The following is a 17,109-nucleotide window of genomic DNA, read 5'->3' on the forward strand; positions in this document are numbered from 1 at the left end:
TTATTCAGGAAGTTTCATGAGCCATTTTCTCAACATCACCCGTGAGGGCACCATCGTCATCCTCACCATGAGCCATCCCGAGACCCGCAACGCCCTGACCGGCAACACGGCGGTTGAAGAGTTTGTGCAGGCTTGTGCCGACATCACCAAGGACACCAGCGTCCGCGCGGTGATCCTGACGGCCGAAGGCCCGGTCTTCAGCTCGGGTGGCAACGTGAAGGACATGCTGCGCTACCAAACCCAGCAGCTCAAGCCCGATGTGATCCGTGAGGAGTACCGCAACGGCATCCAGCGCCTGCCCAAGGCGCTGTACAACCTCGATGTGCCGGTGATCGCCGCCATCAACGGCCCGGCCATTGGCGCGGGGCTCGACTTGACCTGCATGTGCGACATCCGCATCGCCTCGGACAAAGCCACCTTTGCCGAGAGTTTTGTGAAAGTGGGCATCGTGCCGGGTGATGGCGGGGCCTGGCTTTTGCCGCGCGCGGTGGGCGCGTCCAAGGCGGCCGAGATGGCCTTCACGGGCGAGGCCCTGACGGCCCAGCAGGCGCTGGCCTGTGGTTTGGTGTCGCGGGTGGTGGCGCCTGAACAGTTGCTGCCCGAAGCCATGGCGCTGGCCCGCAAGATCGCGGCCAACCCGGGCGCGGTGCTGCGCATGACCAAGCGTTTGCTGCGCGAAGGTGAGCGCAGTTCATTGGAGTCCTTGCTGGAGTTGTCGGCGGGCTACCAAGCCATTGCCCACATGACCACCGATCACCACGAGGCGGTGAACGCCTTCATCGAAAAGCGCCCGCCCCAATTTTCGGCCTGAAGGCGCGTGCCACGCCGATCGCCCACGGGGTGGGCCCTTGCTGCATGTCGGGGCTGAAGCCACCGAAGATGTCGGACCTGAAGGCACCGACCTACAAATGCCAATCTCATCGCGGGGGCGCGACATGCCTCTCGTAGGTCGGGCCTTGATGGTCCGACAGCCATCCCTTCGCGGAGCGACATTTTCAAGGGGTGCTGGTGCACCGAAGATGTCGGACATGAAGGCACCGACCTGCAAATGCCAATCCCCCGTAGGTCGGGCCTTGATGGTCCGACGTGGGTCTATTCGCAAAGCGACATTTCAAATCCCGCTGGGCCTTTTTAATGCCGTTGCGCGGTCGGTGCTCAGCAGCTCAACCTCGCGGCTTTGGCCTTGGCTGCGCACGGTCAGGGTCAAGCGGCTGCCGGCAGGCCCCAAGGCCCGCAGGCGGCGGTAAAAGTCGGGCAGGTCCTGCAGTATTTGGCCTTGCAGGGCGATCAAGGTGTCGCCCACGGCGATGCCTGCCTGTGCTGCGGGGCTGCCAGGCGATACACGCAATACGGCCAAACCGCCACTGGGCAGGCGCTGGCTGGTGATGCCCAGCCAGGGCGTGGCCGGGCCGGTGCGCTTGCCGCTGCGCACCAAGTCAGACAGAGGGTCTTTGACGAGGTTCACGGGCACAAACAAATTGCCCGGCAGTGGCACTTGGTCGCCAAACACGTCTTGCACCAACAAAGAGCCGATGCCGACCAAGTGGCCTTGGTCGTCGAACAAGCCCGCGCCACTCCAGTTGTTAACCGCGGGCAGCGTCATCAGGGGGGCTTCCAACAGGTATTCCCAAGTGCCTGCGAAGACTTTTCTGGAGACCAACTCCAGCTGTGTGGGGGCGGCCTCACTTTGACCCAGCGTCCAGAGTTTGCCGGGTGTGGGCAAGGTGTCCGAGTCGCCCAGTGGCACGGACTCCAGGCGCAAGGGGATCAGGGTGCGAATCAGCCCCAGGCCACTGAGGTTGTCCACGGCCCGCACTTGGCCTGGAATGCGGCGGCCTTGGTGGTCGATCAGGTCCACGCTTTCGGCTTCGAGCAGCAGGTAACCAATGGTCAGCACCAGGTCGGGGCCAATCACCACGCCCGTGCCTTCGCGGCGCTGGCCCAGGGTGCGGCTGGTGCTGGCCTGCGCGTCGCTGCGGCTTTGCACCGTGACCACGGACTGCATGACCCTTTGCAGAGGCTCTGGCGGCAAGGTGATGGGGACGTCTGGCTTGGCTTCAAGCGGGGTGACAGGCTGTGCCCAAGCCAGCGTGAAAGACAACAAGCCGGTGCATAAAGCGGTCAAAAATCGGTGCTGCATGCCCATTCCCTAGAAAAATTGGCGCTCTAGCAGCGCAAATCTATTTTGTGCCTTGCCTCTTAACCCCATGCCCGGAAAGCCTAATGATTCGGCCCTGCGACGTTTTCAAATGTCGGCCCAAGGGGATGGACCCCGGGTCTTCGCCCGGGGTCACAGCCGCAGGGGCTGCGCTCGCCATTCAACTTCATCAGGCCGGAAAGCGCTCGCGCAGTTTGAGTTTGTAAAACTTGCCGGTGGAGGTGCGGGGCACGGCGTCGATGAACTCGTAGCGATCGGGCACCTGCCACTTGGCAAAGCCGTGCTGCAGCAGGTGCGCGGCAAAGTCTTCGGGCCGGGGCGCCTGACCTTGTGCGTGACCGAGTTTGAGCACGATGCAGGCCAGCGGCCGCTCGCTCCATTTGGGGTCGGGGATGGCGATCACCGCCGCTTCGGCCACGTCGGGGTGGGCCATCAGGGCGTTTTCCAGATCCACCGAGCTGATCCACTCGCCGCCGGACTTGATCAGGTCTTTGGTGCGGTCGGTGATGCGCACAAAACCCAGGGCGTCCACGCTGGCCACATCGCCGGTGCGCAGCCAGCCGTCGGCGCTGAACTTGTCTTCGCTCACGGGCACCTGGTGGTAGCTGCCGGTGATGAAGGGGCCGCGCACCTGGATTTCACCCACATGCTGGCCGTCCCAATGGGCATCGAGTCCGTCTTCGCCCCGGATGCGCAATTCGGTCAAGGGCACCGGCACGCCTGCCATGGCGGCGCGGCGGTAGCGCTCGTCGGGCGATGCGTCTTTCAGCTCCGACTTGGGGTAAGACACGGTGCACAAAGGCGAGGTTTCGGTCATGCCCCAGCCTTGCATAATCCAGATGCCGTGCCGGTCAAAGGCGCGGATCATCGTCTCTGGCACGGCCGCGCCGCCCACCAAAGAGCGCATGCCAGCGGGCAGCTTCCAGCGGCCCGGCTGGGTGCTTTGCGCAGCCTCAAAAGCCTGGATCAGCCCCATCCAAATGGTGGGCACGCCCAGCGACAGCGTGGGGGGCTCGGCCGTCATCAGGTCCAGCAAATCCTCCGGGTGCAGGTGCGGCCCAGGAAACACGAGCTTGACGCCCATCATCACCGCGCCGTAGGGGATGCCCCAGCTGTTGGCATGGAACATGGGCGTCACAGGCAAGATCACATCGCTGCCCTTGAGGCCCCAAAAGTCACCCAAACAGCCCACCAGGGTGTGCAAGAGGGTGGAGCGGTGCGAGTACACCACGCCTTTGGGGCGACCCGTGGTGCCCGAGGTGTAGCACATCGACACCGCATCGTCTTCGGCATGCGGGGCGTATTGAAAGCCCTGTGCATCGGTGCTGGCCAGCAGCTGTTCGTAGTCGGTGAAGGGCGCGGGCACGGCGGCACCGGAGAAGGGAAAGACGATCACGCGTTCAAAGTGGTACAGGTGCGCAAACTGCTGGTACAGCGGCAGCAACACGTCGTCGATGATCAGTACCCTGTCTTGCGCGTCGCCCGCGATCCAGGCGATCTCTTCGGGCGACAGGCGCAAGTTGAGCGTGTGCATCACCCCGCCTGCGGCCGGGATGCCGAAATAGCACTCCAGGTGCGCGTGGTGGTTCCAGCACAGCGTGGCCACGCGTTCGCCTTTTTGCAGCCCCAGGTTTTGCAGGGCCTGCGCCAGCTGGCGCGTGCGTTGGTAAAACTCGCCATAGCGGTGCCTGCGCAGCGACTTGTCGGGCAGGCGCGAGACGATCTCGTTGCTGGCAAACAAAGTGCCCGCACGCTCGAGCAAATGGTTCAGCGACAAGGGCATCTGCATCATGGTGCTGCAGATGGGCGACGGGGCAGCGGATTCAGAAGAAGCTGTGGTCATGAAGGGCGAGGGTTGAACTTGACAGCCCAAATCATGCTGCCCGCACCGCACGCCGTACGCTAGGGAAAACCCAAGGACCGTGACACTTATTGATTCTGACCGTAAAAGTCTGAATTTTGTAGGTCGGTGCCTTCAGGTCTGACATGGCGGGTGGTGCACCGTTGCCGTTTGACATGTCGCTTCGCGAGAAGATGAAATGTCGGACCATAAAGGCCCGACCTACGAGGGATGACCGACTTGCACCGCGTGACTTCAAACATCATGGGGCCGGATCGATGGCAACTCACTTGGGCAAATCGCGGGCACCGCTTTCGGGGCGGTGCATCTTGAACAGTTGCTCAGGTCCGATGCTGAAGTAATCGGCCGGGCCGCCCCCGCGCAAAATGTGCCCGGCATTGGCCGTGTCGTAGACCCCGTTGGCAATCAAGCGCTGGTCGATGTGCACCCCAATCACCTGGCCAAACACCATCCAGGTCTCGATCTTTTTGCCGTCCAGATTTTCGAGTTGCAAAATTTGCGTGCAGCGGCACTCAAAGCTCACCGGGCTTTGTGCCACGCGCGGCACGCCCACGATGCGAGAGGGCTCGGGGCTCAAGCCCGCCAGGTCGAACTCGTTCACCTCGGGCGGCACCGCCTCGCAGGTCTGGTTCATCCCCTCAGCCAAGTCACGCGTGACCAGGTTCCAGACAAACTCGCCCGTGGCTTCGATGTTGTTGAGCGAGTCCTTGCGCCCGACACTGGAAAACCCGATCAGCGGCGGCACGTAATTGAAGGCGTTGAAAAAACTGTACGGTGCCAGATTGAGCACACCGCTGGCGCTGCGGCTGGACACCCAACCGATGGGCCGGGGACCCACGATGGCGTTGAACGGGTCGTGCTTGAGGCCGTGGCCCAGGTGGGGTTCGTAGAAGTGCATCATGTTGGCACTTTAATGTGAGGCTGGGGTCAAACCAGTCATGTGCATGACAAAGCGACAGTTGACCTGGGTGTGGGACGAACTGTCGTTGGGCCTTGGTGTTCGCTTAGGGCTTAAGGGCTGGCCTGTCGTCGTGCCAGTTGATCCACTGCAGGCCCGGTACCCGAGAAAACTCGCGCACATTGCGCGTGATGAGTGTGGCCTGATGGCGCGTGGCTGTGGCCGCTATCAAGGTGTCGTGCGGGCCGATGGGCGTACCTGCCGCTTCCAAAGCGATGCGAATTTTGGCGGCCTGTAAGGCACATTCATCGTCAAAGGGCAGCATTTGCATGGGTCGAAGAAATTGTGCCAAGGCGGCCAAGCGCGGTTCGGCCGCTTCTTGGGGTAAGCGCATGAGTCCGTAGCGCAACTCGTACGCCACAATGGCCGGAACACCCAGCGTGCCCGGCCTTATCGCTTGCATGCGAGGCACCACCTGTGGGTCGCCTCTGAAGTAATAGCTGATGGTGTTGCTGTCGAGGATCAACATGGCCGGGCATCAATAAATCAGGCGCGGCACATCGGCAGGCTGGGTGCAGGGTGCACCTTGCTTCAGGGGAAAGTCTGTGAAACGGCCCGCCAGCGCCAAGCAGTCTTGCGGCCAATCGTGCGCCGCATAAGTGCGGATGATGTCCGCCACCCATCGGCTCTTGGACACCCCATTGGCTTTGGCGGCTTCATCGACCAGGGCTTGCGTGGCGTCGTCCAAATACAGCGTGATTTGTGCCATGTTCAACTCCAGTGCAAAAAAGTATATGTGGGAGTATACGTACTTTGGGCCAGAGTCCCAACTTTCAGCCGACAGACAAGGGCAAACAGGGTGCCCAAGCCCTTGAGCCTGTCACCACCGACCTGTCCGAACGGGTGGTCCGAAGGACCGTAAAGCTGCTAAATTCCGATCGCCCAAACTTTTCTTTCACCCGTGCGACACCGATGGCGATCTGTGCCGACAACCCTTGAAACTCCATGGCCACGAAAATACCCCCCCACCTCGATGCCCCAGCTTTGAAAGCTTTGGCTCAGGCCACTGCGCCCCAAAAATGCCAATGCGCCTTGGGGCCTTGTGCTGGCTGGGAAAGCATGACGGAAGACCGTTGGCCCGGGCCACAAATGACCGGCGTAGGCAGCCTGCGCGCAGCACCCGCTGAGGGCGAACAAGCGGCGGCCAGCGAGCCCACGTTTGAAGAGTTCCACCCTCAGGGCACCCGATACGACAGCCCGCTTGCGCCCTTTGCGCCGCAATTTTTCCCCTGCAACCGGAGCGATGTCTTTTCTTGCAACCGCTGCCAACGGGTTTTGCTCCGGTACACCGAGTTTGGCGGCTACTACGTCGACCACCGGGTGCGCGCCCTCAACGCTGATTTGGTGGTCGACGCGCCGCTGCCGGAAGCGGCGGCTTGAACTCAGTCGGGTTTGATGCCGTTGTCGCGCACCACTTTGGCCCAGGTGTCGATCTGACCGTCGATGAAAGTCTTGGCTTTTTCAACACTGCCGCCTGAAATTTCAATGCCCTGGGCCACCAAGCGCTTGGAGACGTCCGGGTTGGCCAGCGCCTTGTTCAGCTCTTCGTTCATGCGGCGGATGATGTCCGGGGGTGTTTTGGATGACGCCAGCAGCGCCCACCAGGCGGGGGCTTCGAAGCCTGCAAAGCCCGCTTCGGCAATGGTGGGGACGTCAGGAAAATCGGCGACACGTTTGGCCGATGTGACGGCCAGAGGCCTCAAGCGCTTGCTGTCGATGTGCGGTTTGTTCAAAAAGACAGTGGCCATCGACAGGGGGATGTGTCCTGCAATGGCATCGTTCATCAAAGGGCCGCCGCCTTTGAAAGGGACATGGTTGAACTCCATGCCGCCACTTTTGCCCAACAAAGACATGGCCAAATGCGCCAGACTGCCATTGCCAATGGAGCCATAAGAGACGTTCTTTTTGGCCTTGGCCGCGGCCACCACGTCGGCAAATGTTTTGTATTCGGTGTTGGCGTGCGTGGTCAGCATCATGGCCGAAGTGCCCACCAGGATCAGAGGCGTCAAGTCTCTTTTGCTGTCATAAGGCATGTTGGGCATCAGGCTTTGGTTGACGCCATGCGTGTCGAACACCACGGCGAAGGTGTAGCCATCGGCGGGGGCGCTGAGCACGCCTGCCGTGCCGATCACGCCCGATGCGCCGCCTTTGTTTTCGACCACCACGCTTTGGCCCAGTTGCTGAGACAGGGGCCCCGACAAAATGCGTGCCACTTGGTCCACCGATCCTCCCGGCGGGAACACGGCCACCAATTTGATGGGCTGTTTGCTGGGCCAGGCTTGGGCCCAAGCGCCCAGGGGCATGCCGAAGGCCAGTATTGCGCCCGTGACGCAAGCCGTGCGCCTTATCCAGGAGGCTGTCATGTGGGGTTCCTTATTTGTTGATCGAAGTTGATCAGCAAAGTATCTGCTGGATGTCTGCTTTTTTCCTTCAGCGTATTCCCTTAATCCAAAAGGGCGGTTTTTTGCGGGTGCTCGGAGGGGCCAGTGCAGAGGTGCACTGTTGTCCCCGCACGGGTTTGGCCCCTTTGGGTCAATAGTGGATCTTTTTATTCTTTGAGGGATTTGCCCCCAAACCCCGTGCCCAAAGGTGTGGATAAGTCTTTGCACAACTGCGCCAAGCCGCATCTTGATTGGCGTGGCGGCGGGTGCTTAAAAATTAGGCAATGTGGGGCGCTTGCCATGAGCCTGGTGGCGGGCACGATTGCGGCTATTCTTATCCCTTCGCTTCCATGTCTGCACTTGTTCACCGCATGCCTGTCTCCAACATCGCCCCCGGTTTCATCGCCCTGCACAGCCACCGCTCCGAGCGGCTGGCCGACACCCTGACGGGCTGGTTGCGTGCGCACCCGCTGCACCCGCTCGAGAGTGAAGTGGTGCTGGTGCAAAGCAACGGCATGGCCGAGTGGATCAAGATCGAGCTGGCGCGCCAGACTGGCGTGTGCGCGGCCACGCGGGTGGAGCTGCCTTCGCGGTTTTTGTGGCGCACTTACCGGCAGGTGCTGGGCGCGCAGAATGTGCCGCCCGACTCGCCGCTGGACAAACTGCCCATGACCTGGCGGCTGATGGCTTTGCTGCCGGGCTGTTTGGGGGACCCCGTCTTCAAGCCCGTGGCGGGTTTTTTGCGGGGCGACGAGCCCGACCGCCTGCTGCAGCTGGCCAGCCGATTGGCGGATTTGTTTGACCAGTACCAAATTTACCGCCCCGATTGGCTGCAAGACTGGGCCGCCGGGCGCGATGTGTTGCGCAAATCGGCAGGTTCTGACGCGTTGGCCAAAGACCAACTTTGGCAAGCTGAACTCTGGCGGCGCGTGTTGGCCACACTCGATGACAAGCAGCGCGAAGCCACTCGCCCGGCTTTGCATGCGCGGGCGTTGGCGCATTTGCAGTCGGGTCAGCCCCTGGCCAGCGCCGTGGCGCGACGCGTGTCGGTGTTTGGCATGAGCCACATGCCCGGGCAACTGCTGGAGATGCTGGCGGCGCTGGCCGCGCACAGCCAGGTGATGCTGGCCGTGCCCAACCCGTGCCAGTACCACTGGGGCGACATCATCGATGGGCGCGAATGGCTGCAGGCCGAGCGCCGTCGCCACGCTGACCGGGGCGAGGCCTTGGCCCATTTGCCGCTGGCGCAGATGCACCTGCACGCGCCCACGCTCTTGGCCGCTTGGGGGCGGCAGGGGCGCGACTTCATCCGCCAGCTCGACGCCTTTGACGACCTGCAAGCGGCCCAGCAACTCACGCAGTGGCCACGCCTGGATTTTTTTGACGATGTGCCCGGCGAAGACGGTACGCGCTTGTTGGCGCAGTTGCAGCGGCGTATTCGAGACCTGGAGCCGTCCAGTAGTGGTGCCCCTGTGGAGTCATGGACCCAGGGCGATCAGTCGCTGGTGTTCAAAATCGCGCACAGCCCTGTGCGCGAGCTGGAGGTGCTGCACGACCAACTGCTGCAATGGTTCCACACCCCGCCGGGCGATCAGCCGGTGTCACCCCGCGACGTGGTGGTCATGGTGCCCGACATCGAAGTCATGGCCCCAGCGATCCGCGCCGTGTTTGGCCAGTACAAGCGCGCCGATGCGCGGTTCATCCCTTTTGACATTGCCGACCTGGGCGCGCAGGCCATCAGCCCGCTGATCCACGCGCACGAGTGGTTGCTGGCCTTGCCGCAGCAGCGCAGCCGCATGAGTGAGCTGGTCGAGTTGCTCGAAGTGCCAGCGCTCGCCGCCCGCTTTGGTTTGAACGAAGACGGCCTGCCCACGCTGCTGCGGTGGATGGCCGGATCGGGCATCCGCTGGGGCCTGTCGGCCGAGCACCGCGCCGGCCTGGGCCTGGGCGTGTGCGGCGAGGACAACTCGGCGCTCTTTGGTGTGCAGCGCATGCTCATGGGTTACGCCTGCGGGGCGGACCCGGTCGACTCGGTGGACGCCAATGCGCCCGGGGCCACGCCTTACCCTGAAGTGGGCGGGCTGGACGCCGAGCTGGCCGGGTCTTTGGCGCACCTGCTGCAGGCCTTGATCGACTGGTGGCAAATCTGCACGCAAGAGGCCACGCCCGCGCAATGGGCCGAGCGTGGCCGCGCATTGCTGGCTGCGATGTTCAAGCCGCGAGATGACAACGACCGCAACGCGATCGCGGCGCTTGACCAGGCACTGACCGACTGGGTGCGCGCCTGCGCCGAGGCGGGATTTGCAGAGGCCGTGCCGCTGGCTGTGGCGCGCTCGGCCTGGCTCGAAGCGCTCAAAACGCCGCGCCTCGAGCAGCGCTTTCGGGCTGGGGGCGTGACCTTTTGCACGCTCATGCCGATGCGGGCGATTCCGTTCAAGGCGGTGTGCTTGCTGGGCATGAACGACGGCGACTACCCGCGCCGCAGCCCGCGTGCCGACTTTGACCTGATGGGCCTGCCCGGCATGAGCCGCCCCGGCGACCGCTCGCGCCGTGACGACGACCGCCAGCTCATGCTCGAAGCCCTGCTGTCGGCGCGCCAAGTGCTTTATGTCAGCTGGAGCGGCCGCAGCGTGCGCGACAACAGCGAGCAACCCCCCTCGGTGCTGGTGTCGCAACTGCGCGACGAAATCGACCTGCTGTGGGGCAAGGGCACAGCCGTGCGCCAGACCACGGTGCACCCGCTGCAAGCCTTCAACCGCGCTTATTTTGAAAAAGGCAGCGGTTTGCAGACCTATGCCAAAGAGTGGCGTGCAGCGCAGAGCAATCTCCCTTTAGGAGCGGTCGCAGGCCGCGAAGCCCTTGCCGAAAATCTGTCGCGGCCTGCGACCGCTCCTACAGGGGCATCGGTCCCTTGGTTGCCCCCGTTGGAATCCGCGCAGGGCGTGCCCGTCATCACGCTAACCCAACTCACCCGCTTTCTGCGCAAGCCGGTGGGCGCGTTTTTCCGCGAACGCCTTCAGGTGCATCTGGAGGACGAACGCAGCGAGTTGCACGACCAGGAACTCTTTGGTCTGGCGGGTCTGGACCTGTACCAGTTGATCGACCGCGAGCTGCAGCATGTGCCGACCGCGCTGAGTGCCGCCACCTTGTCCGCGCATGTGCAGCAGGTGGTGCAGCGTCTGCGCCAGGCCGGGGCTTTGCCGCTGGCAGGCGTGGGCACGCTCGCCGCAGAACACCTCAAGGCCCGCTTGCAGGCCATGCTGGGCACAGCGCTGCGCGAGCGGCAGGCTTACCCCGATGCGGCCGAGCGCCTGTTGGTGGATATGGCCCACTCCCAAGTGGCCTTGCAGGATACGCTGGGCGATGTGCTGGTGGGGGAGGGCGGGAAGATGTCCTTGCACCTGCGTGCCAGCGATCTGGCCAGCTTCAAGACCCAAAGGCCGCAGGCCCACCCGGACAAGCTGATCGACATTTGGCTGCTGTCGCTGGCCGCTGCCGCCATGGGCCAGCCCTTGAAGTGTGTGGTGGTGGGCCGCAACGCTGTGCTGCGCATGGCTGAGCCAACGCCAGAAGAAGCCCGCGCCCAGTTGACCGCGCTGTTGGCCGTGTGGGCCGAGGGCATGCGTTGGCCGCTGCCGCTGCCGCCCGGTGTGGCGCTGCAGTGGCTCAAAGACCCGGACAACCCCAACGCGCTGGCCGATGCCTACGAAGGCAGTGACTTCAAACGCGCCGAAAAAGACAAGGACCCGGCGCTGGCACGCACCTACCCCGCGATGGAGGACTTGCTGGCCACGGGCGCGTTCGAGCGCCTGACTCAAACCGTTTACGCGCCCTTGAAGGCCTGGGCTGAGCAAGCCGAGATCGAGGCCTTGCCCGATGCGCCTCATGACAACGAAGAGGGAGAGTTGGCATGAGTACCGCCCACGCCCTCAATGCCCACACCTTCCCTCTGTGCGGCAGCCACTTGATCGAGGCCAGCGCTGGCACGGGCAAGACCTGGACCATTGCCGCGCTGTATGTGCGCCTGGTGCTGGGCCACGGCCACGATGGCACCGCACCTGTGCGCCCCATGCTGCCGCAAGACGTGTTGGTGATGACCTTCACCCGCGCCGCCACGCGTGAACTGTCCGACCGCATCCGTGCTCGCTTGACCGAGGCGGCGCAGGTGTTCCGAGGCCTGGCCAAAACCAACGATGAATTCCTGCAACAACTGAAGGACGGGTACCCCGAAGGCGAGCCGCGTGAGCAAGCCGCCCACCGACTGGCGCTGGCGGCGCAGGCCATGGACGACGCGGCCGTGTACACCATCGACGCCTGGTGCCAGCGCATGCTGCGCGAACACGCGTTTGACAGCGGCTGCTTGTTTGAAGAAAACCTGGTGGGCGACGAAGCCGCGTTGCGCCTCGAAGCGGTGCAGGACTACTGGCGTCAGCAGCTCTACCCCATGGGCACGGCCTTGGTCACGCAGGTCTTGGGCGTTTGGCGCGATGTACCCGCGCTCGACCAAGACATGCGCGCCCTGATGGCTGTGCCGCTGGACGATGCCGAACCTGGCACGCTGGCGCAGGTGTTGGGCCAGGCACTGGCCGAGCGCGATGCTCAGCTGGCGGCCCTCAAGCAGGGCTGGTGCGAGAAGGCCGATAACTTGTTGGGCTGGATCGAGGCGCAGTTGGCGGTCAAAAAACACGGCTGGAACGGCGCTCTGCTGCAGGTTGGTCGTTCCCAAAAGTGGCTTGAAGCACTCAAGTCCTGGGCTCAAAGCGATGGCGACTTCAAAGCATTAAAAGGAGCGATGGGCAAAGGCTGGAACCGTTTCACGCCCGAAGGTCTTTTAGAGTGCCGCAAAGATGGCGATATGGTGGATTTGCCGCCAGAAAGCCAAACTTATGCGCACCTGTTGGCCGGACTTGAGGCCTTGCCCGAACCGACCCAAGTCGCCCGCCTGCACGCCCGCACCCATGTGCTGCAGCGCATGGCCGAGCTCAAGCGGCGCAGCGGCTTGTTTGGCTTTGCCGACATGCTGCAACGCCTTGATGTGGCGCTGGCCGACCCCGACTCGGGCGAACGCTTGGCCCAGCGCCTGCGCGAGCAGTTCCCGGTGGCGATGATCGACGAGTTCCAAGACACCTCGCCGCTGCAGTTCCGCATCTTTGACCGCATTTACCGCACGGCGGACAACCGGCCCGACATCGCGCTGCTGCTGATTGGCGACCCCAAGCAATCGATCTATGGTTTTCGGGGTGCGGACATCCACAGCTACTTGGCCGCACGCCGCGCCACCGCCGGCCGCCACCATGTGCTGGGCACCAACTTCCGCTCTACGCAAGCGGTGGTGGCGGTGGTCAACCGCTGGTTCGACCTGGCGCCAGACGCCTTTGGCTACCAGCAAGGCAATGAAGACCCGCTGCCGTTCCTGCCGGTGCAAGCTAATGGCCGCCCTGAAGTGTTCACGACGAGTGCAGGCGATGTGCCAGCCATGACCGTGGTGCACGACGCCTGCTTGCGCAGCACACGCGATGCACAGACGCAGTTGTCGGCCCTGTGCGCCGAGCAAATCGTGGCCTGGCTGAGCGACCCCCAAGCGAGTTTTACCGATGCGTTGAAAGGCGGCCAACCCTTGCAGCCCAAAGACATTGCCGTGCTGGTGCGCACCGGCAAAGAAGCCGCGGCCGTGCGCGATGCGCTGCGCGCACGCGGCGTGGCCTCGGTCTATTTGTCGGACCGCGACTCGGTGTTTGCCAGCGACGAAGCGCAAGACCTGTGCCTGTGGCTGCGCGGCGTGGCCGAGCCGCAAGACATGCGACGCGTGCGCGCCGCATTGGGCACGCGCACGGTGGGCCTGTCGCTGGCCGAACTGTACGACCTGGCCACGCAAGACGAATTGCTGGACCAGCGTGCCGAGCAGATGCGCGAGCTGCACCAGACCTGGCAAAGCCAGGGCGTGCTGGCCATGCTGCGCCAGTCGCTGCATGTGCTGCAGCTGGCGGGGCGCTGGCGTGGCCAGGCCGATGGCGAGCGGCGTTTGACCCATGTGCTGCACCTGGCCGAATTGCTGCAAGCGGCCAGCGGCCAGATCGATGGCGAGCAGGCCCTGATCCGCTGGCTGGTCCAGCAGATCGACGAAGCGCAGTCGGGCAATTCCAGCGGCAGCGAAGCGCAAACCGTGCGGCTTGAAAGCGACGAAGACTTGGTCAAGCTCATCACCATCCACGCCAGCAAGGGCCTGGAGTACCCGGTGGTGTGCCTGCCTTTTGCGCACAGCCACCGCGTGGTCACGGCCGACAAAGCCGCCGTGCTGCAGTTGGACAGCGGTGAGGGTCAACGACTGTGGACGCTGGACTTTGACAAAGAGGACTCGCAACTCGCGGACCTCGACCGCCTGCGTGAAGACCTGCGCCTGTGGTACGTGGCGCTGACGCGGGCGCGCCACGCGCTGTGGGTGGGCTGGAGCGCGGTCAAGCGCGGCAACGGCAAAACCTGCGTGAACCACAGCTGCGCCGCCGGGCATTTGCTGGGCAGCGGTCAAGCACTCGAAGCCGCCGATTGGCTGAACAAGTGGCAAACCCTGCAGACCAGCAAGCTTGGCCAGGTCTTGTCGGTGCACTTGCACCTCGCCCCCGCCGAAGTGCCGCTCACGCTTTGGCACAAGCCCGTGCAGACCACCGCACTGCGCGAGGCCCTGAGCTGCACCGCCCGCATCGACAAGTCGTGGACGATCGCCAGTTTTTCGCGCCTGACGCGTGACCTGTCTTCGCAGTCCCTGGCGCCCTTGGTGTTGCACTTGAACCCGCCGCGCCCCGCAGACGACGAACCCCCAGAAGATACGGCCATGCCCACGGCCAGGCTGGCCAGCCCCGGTGCTTTGGCCCCCTGGCATGGCTTTGCCAAAGGCCCCACAGCGGGCAATTTTTTGCATGACCAACTCGAATGGTTGGCGGCAGAGGCCTTTGCGCTTGATGCGACCCAGGCCGCGCGCCTGAAGTACCGCTGCGAAAACGCCGGTTACAAGGCCCAGGCCGACGACGTGCTGCAGTGGCTCAGCCGTGTGGTGGCCCAGCCTTTGCGCGGGCCCAACGCGCCGCTGAACGCGTTGGGCACCTTGTTGCCCGAGATGGAGTTCTGGCTGCCCGCCGAGCGCCTGCATGCACGCCAGGTCGATGCCCTGTGCCAGCAGCACCTGTTGCCCGGCGTGAGCCGCCCGCAGCTGCCCGACGCGCAGCTGCACGGCATGCTGATGGGCTTTGCCGACTTGGTGTTTGCGCACGAAGGCCGCTACTGGGTGCTTGACTACAAATCGAATTACCTGGGGGCCGATGACGCGGCCTACACCGCACAGGCCCTGGATGCGGCCATGGCCCAGCACCGCTATGAGGTGCAGGCTGCGCTGTACATGCTGGCGCTGCACCGCTTGTTGCGCGCTCGCTTAGGGGATGCCTATGACCCGGCGCAGCAGTTGGGTGGCGCGGTGTATTTGTTTTTGCGCGGCATCGACGGGCCTGCGGGCGGCTGCTGCACCTTGCCTGCGCCTTTGGCGTTGCTCGACGGCCTGGACGCCATGTTGAACACCGAGGGGGTGGCATGAGTTTGAAAAACCCCCCACGCATCACGACCGTGCCCACCGCGCAAATGGATTGGATCAAGGACCTGCCAGCCCAAGGCCTGCCCACCCAAGGCCTGTCCGCTGTGCAAACGGTTCAGTGGTTGAACCTGTGGACGGGCCAAGGCCTGCTGCGCCACATCGACAGCGCCTTCGCCGCACAAGTGCTGCGCCTCGACGCCGGTGCCCCTGCACCCTGGCTGGTGGCTGCGGCCATGCTCGCGCACATGGAAGGGCGCGGCCACACCTGCTTGTCTTTGGCCGAGTTGTGCCAGCCGCCAGTGGCCTTGCTGGGCTGGCCTGCTGTAGCCGTGGAAGGCCCGCAGGGCCTGAAGGCCTTGTGGGCACACCTGCCCGCCACGCTGGCCGACTGGCAAACCGCTTTGCTGGGCACGGTGTCTGGCGCGTGTTGGCGTGGGGTCGATGCCCCCGACCAAGGCCAGCCGCTGGTGCTGGGTGGCCCGGCCGATGCGCCGCTTTTGTACCTGCGCCGTTATGCGGGCTATGAGCAGCGCGTGGGCCAGAGCCTGCTGCAGCGTGCCAGCGAGCCCCTGGCCGTGCCCGAAGCGGCGGCACGCGAATGGCTGGACCGTTTCTTTGTGCCCAACCCCGAAGCGCCCAATCCCGAAGCGCACCACCTCACCGACTGGCAAAAGGTGGCCTGCGCTGTGGCACTGCGCGCGCGCCTGTCGGTCATCACCGGTGGGCCCGGCACCGGCAAGACCTACACCGCGGCCCGCTTGCTGGCCCTGTTGCTGGCGCTGCACCCCGATGGCACACCGCTGCGCGTGGCGCTGGCCGCGCCCACCGGCAAAGCAGCGGCGCGCCTGAAGCAGTCGATCGACGACGCATTGACCCGCTTGCCTGTGCCTGTTGACTCGGGGCTGGACCTGGGTGCGCTGATCGCCCGCATGGGCCCGGCGCGCACACTGCATTCGCTGCTCGGGGCGCGGCCCGACACACGCCAGTTCCGCCACCACGCGGCCAACCCGCTCGATGTGGATGTGCTGATCGTGGACGAAGCCTCGATGGTGCACCTGGAAATGATGGACGCCCTGCTGCAGGCCCTGCCGCCCACAGCCCGCTTGGTGTTGTTGGGCGACAAGGATCAACTGGCCTCGGTCGAAGCCGGTGCGGTGTTGGGCGACCTGTGCCAAGACGCGGCAGCGGGCCGCTACAGCGGGGCCACGGCGCAGTTTGTGCAGCGCGCAGCCGGGCAGACCCTGGCCGCCGAATTTGTGCAGCCCGATCCGGCCCCTGTGTTGGCCCAGCAAACCGTGATGCTGCGCCAAAGCCGCCGCTTCAAAGGCGCCATCGGCCAGCTGGCCCTGGCCGTGAACCGGGGCGATGCCATTGCAGCCCGCGACGTTTTTGTAGGACCGGCCTCTGGCCGCGATGGCTTGGCTGGCGATTCCTCGCGGTCGCAGACCGCTCCCACAGGGCCACTTTCTGCCCTGCTGGCTCTCCAGCCGAGCAGCCCCCAAGCGGTCTGCGCCCTGGCGCTGGGCGCAGCGGGCAAGCCTTCGTATGCCGATTACCTTCGCCTCATGCAAACTGGCCCGGCAGGGCAGGGTATGGCAGCGCACGCCAGTTGGGTCAGCAGCGTGCTCAAGGCCTTCGAGCGGTTTCGCATTTTGTGCGCGGTGCACCAAGGCGACTGGGGCACGCAAGCGCTGAATGCAGCGGTGCAAAAAGCCTTGGCCGATGCGGGCTTGCTGCACATCCAGGGCGAGTGGTACGAGGGGCGGCCCGTCATGGTCACGCGCAACGACGCACAGTTGGGGGTCTTCAATGGCGACGTGGGCGTGGTGTTGCCGGGCACCGAGGGCAAGCCCAAGGTTTGGTTTTTGGACGGTCAAGCCCTGCGATCGGTGAGCGTCATGCGCTTGGCCCAGGTCGACACCGCGTTTGTCATGACGGTGCACAAAAGCCAGGGCTCGGAGTTCGAGCACACCGCGCTGGTGTTGCCACCGGGCGCTGCCGAGGTGCTCAGCCGCGAGCTGGTCTACACCGGCATCACCCGGGCCCGCGAGCAGTTCACCCTGATCGAAGCCGAAGCCGGTTTGCTCGAAGCGGCCACCCACCGCCCCAGCATGCGCGCCAGTGGTTTGGCCCAGAGGTGGGCCCAGCCGCTTGTGAAGGCCGGTGCCTGAA

The 17,109-nt window shown here is 64.2% G+C and carries 11 protein-coding genes; 5 read left to right on the forward strand and 6 right to left on the reverse strand.

All coding sequences use genetic code 11. The features are described from left to right. Positions 1-16: 16 nt before the first annotated feature. The gene (locus tag Q0O99_RS09645; RefSeq protein ID WP_293750823.1) at positions 17-811 is read left to right on the forward strand and encodes a crotonase/enoyl-CoA hydratase family protein; all 795 of its coding nucleotides are present in this window, start codon (positions 17-19) and stop codon (positions 809-811) included. Between the two features lie 300 nt (positions 812-1,111). Here Q0O99_RS09645 and Q0O99_RS09650 read toward each other — a convergent pair whose 3' ends face one another. The 5 genes from Q0O99_RS09650 to Q0O99_RS09670 form a co-directional block, all read right to left on the reverse strand. After that, the gene (locus Q0O99_RS09650; RefSeq protein WP_293750824.1) at positions 1,112-2,140 is read right to left on the reverse strand and encodes a S1C family serine protease; all 1,029 of its coding nucleotides are present in this window, start codon (positions 2,138-2,140) and stop codon (positions 1,112-1,114) included. 187 nt (positions 2,141-2,327) lie between these two features. Then, positions 2,328-4,001: a long-chain fatty acid--CoA ligase gene (locus tag Q0O99_RS09655; RefSeq protein ID WP_293750825.1), complete on the reverse strand. Its 1,674-nt coding sequence runs from the start codon at positions 3,999-4,001 to the stop codon at positions 2,328-2,330. A 283-nt stretch (positions 4,002-4,284) separates the two neighbouring features. Further along, entirely contained in the window at positions 4,285-4,920 is a 636-nt protein-coding gene (locus tag Q0O99_RS09660; RefSeq protein WP_293750827.1) for a flavin reductase family protein, read from the reverse strand. A gap of 103 nt (positions 4,921-5,023) precedes the next feature. Next, positions 5,024-5,446, reverse strand: coding sequence for a type II toxin-antitoxin system VapC family toxin (locus Q0O99_RS09665; protein WP_293750829.1), 423 nt, complete (start codon positions 5,444-5,446; stop codon positions 5,024-5,026). A 9-nt stretch (positions 5,447-5,455) separates the two neighbouring features. Next, on the reverse strand, positions 5,456-5,686 hold the full coding sequence (locus Q0O99_RS09670; RefSeq protein ID WP_293750831.1) for a CopG family transcriptional regulator: 231 nt from the start codon (positions 5,684-5,686) through the stop codon (positions 5,456-5,458). Between the two features lie 350 nt (positions 5,687-6,036). On the opposite strand from Q0O99_RS09670, the gene Q0O99_RS09675 reads away from it, so the two are divergent. Then, positions 6,037-6,357: a hypothetical protein gene (locus tag Q0O99_RS09675; protein WP_293750833.1), complete on the forward strand. Its 321-nt coding sequence runs from the start codon at positions 6,037-6,039 to the stop codon at positions 6,355-6,357. Positions 6,358-6,359: 2 nt separating this feature from the next. On the opposite strand, the gene Q0O99_RS09680 is transcribed toward Q0O99_RS09675, so the two are convergent. Continuing rightward, on the reverse strand, positions 6,360-7,340 hold the full coding sequence (locus tag Q0O99_RS09680) for a tripartite tricarboxylate transporter substrate binding protein (protein WP_293750835.1): 981 nt from the start codon (positions 7,338-7,340) through the stop codon (positions 6,360-6,362). A 368-nt stretch (positions 7,341-7,708) separates the two neighbouring features. On the opposite strand from Q0O99_RS09680, the gene recC reads away from it, so the two are divergent. From recC to recD, 3 genes are read left to right on the forward strand one after another with little or no spacing between them, the layout of a single operon-like run. Further along, the gene (gene recC / locus Q0O99_RS09685; protein ID WP_293750837.1) at positions 7,709-11,272 is read left to right on the forward strand and encodes an exodeoxyribonuclease V subunit gamma; all 3,564 of its coding nucleotides are present in this window, start codon (positions 7,709-7,711) and stop codon (positions 11,270-11,272) included. Further along, the gene (recB, locus tag Q0O99_RS09690; RefSeq protein WP_293750839.1) at positions 11,269-14,940 is read left to right on the forward strand and encodes an exodeoxyribonuclease V subunit beta; all 3,672 of its coding nucleotides are present in this window, start codon (positions 11,269-11,271) and stop codon (positions 14,938-14,940) included. The genes recC and recB overlap by 4 nt, the downstream gene beginning before the upstream one ends. Continuing rightward, the gene (gene recD, locus Q0O99_RS09695) at positions 14,937-17,108 is read left to right on the forward strand and encodes an exodeoxyribonuclease V subunit alpha (protein WP_293750841.1); all 2,172 of its coding nucleotides are present in this window, start codon (positions 14,937-14,939) and stop codon (positions 17,106-17,108) included. Before recB ends, recD begins: the two co-directional genes overlap by 4 nt. Position 17,109: the final 1 nt, after the last annotated feature.

This window comes from Limnohabitans sp. Rim8 (genome assembly GCF_945901735.1).
Classification (GTDB): domain Bacteria; phylum Pseudomonadota; class Gammaproteobacteria; order Burkholderiales; family Burkholderiaceae_C; genus Limnohabitans_A.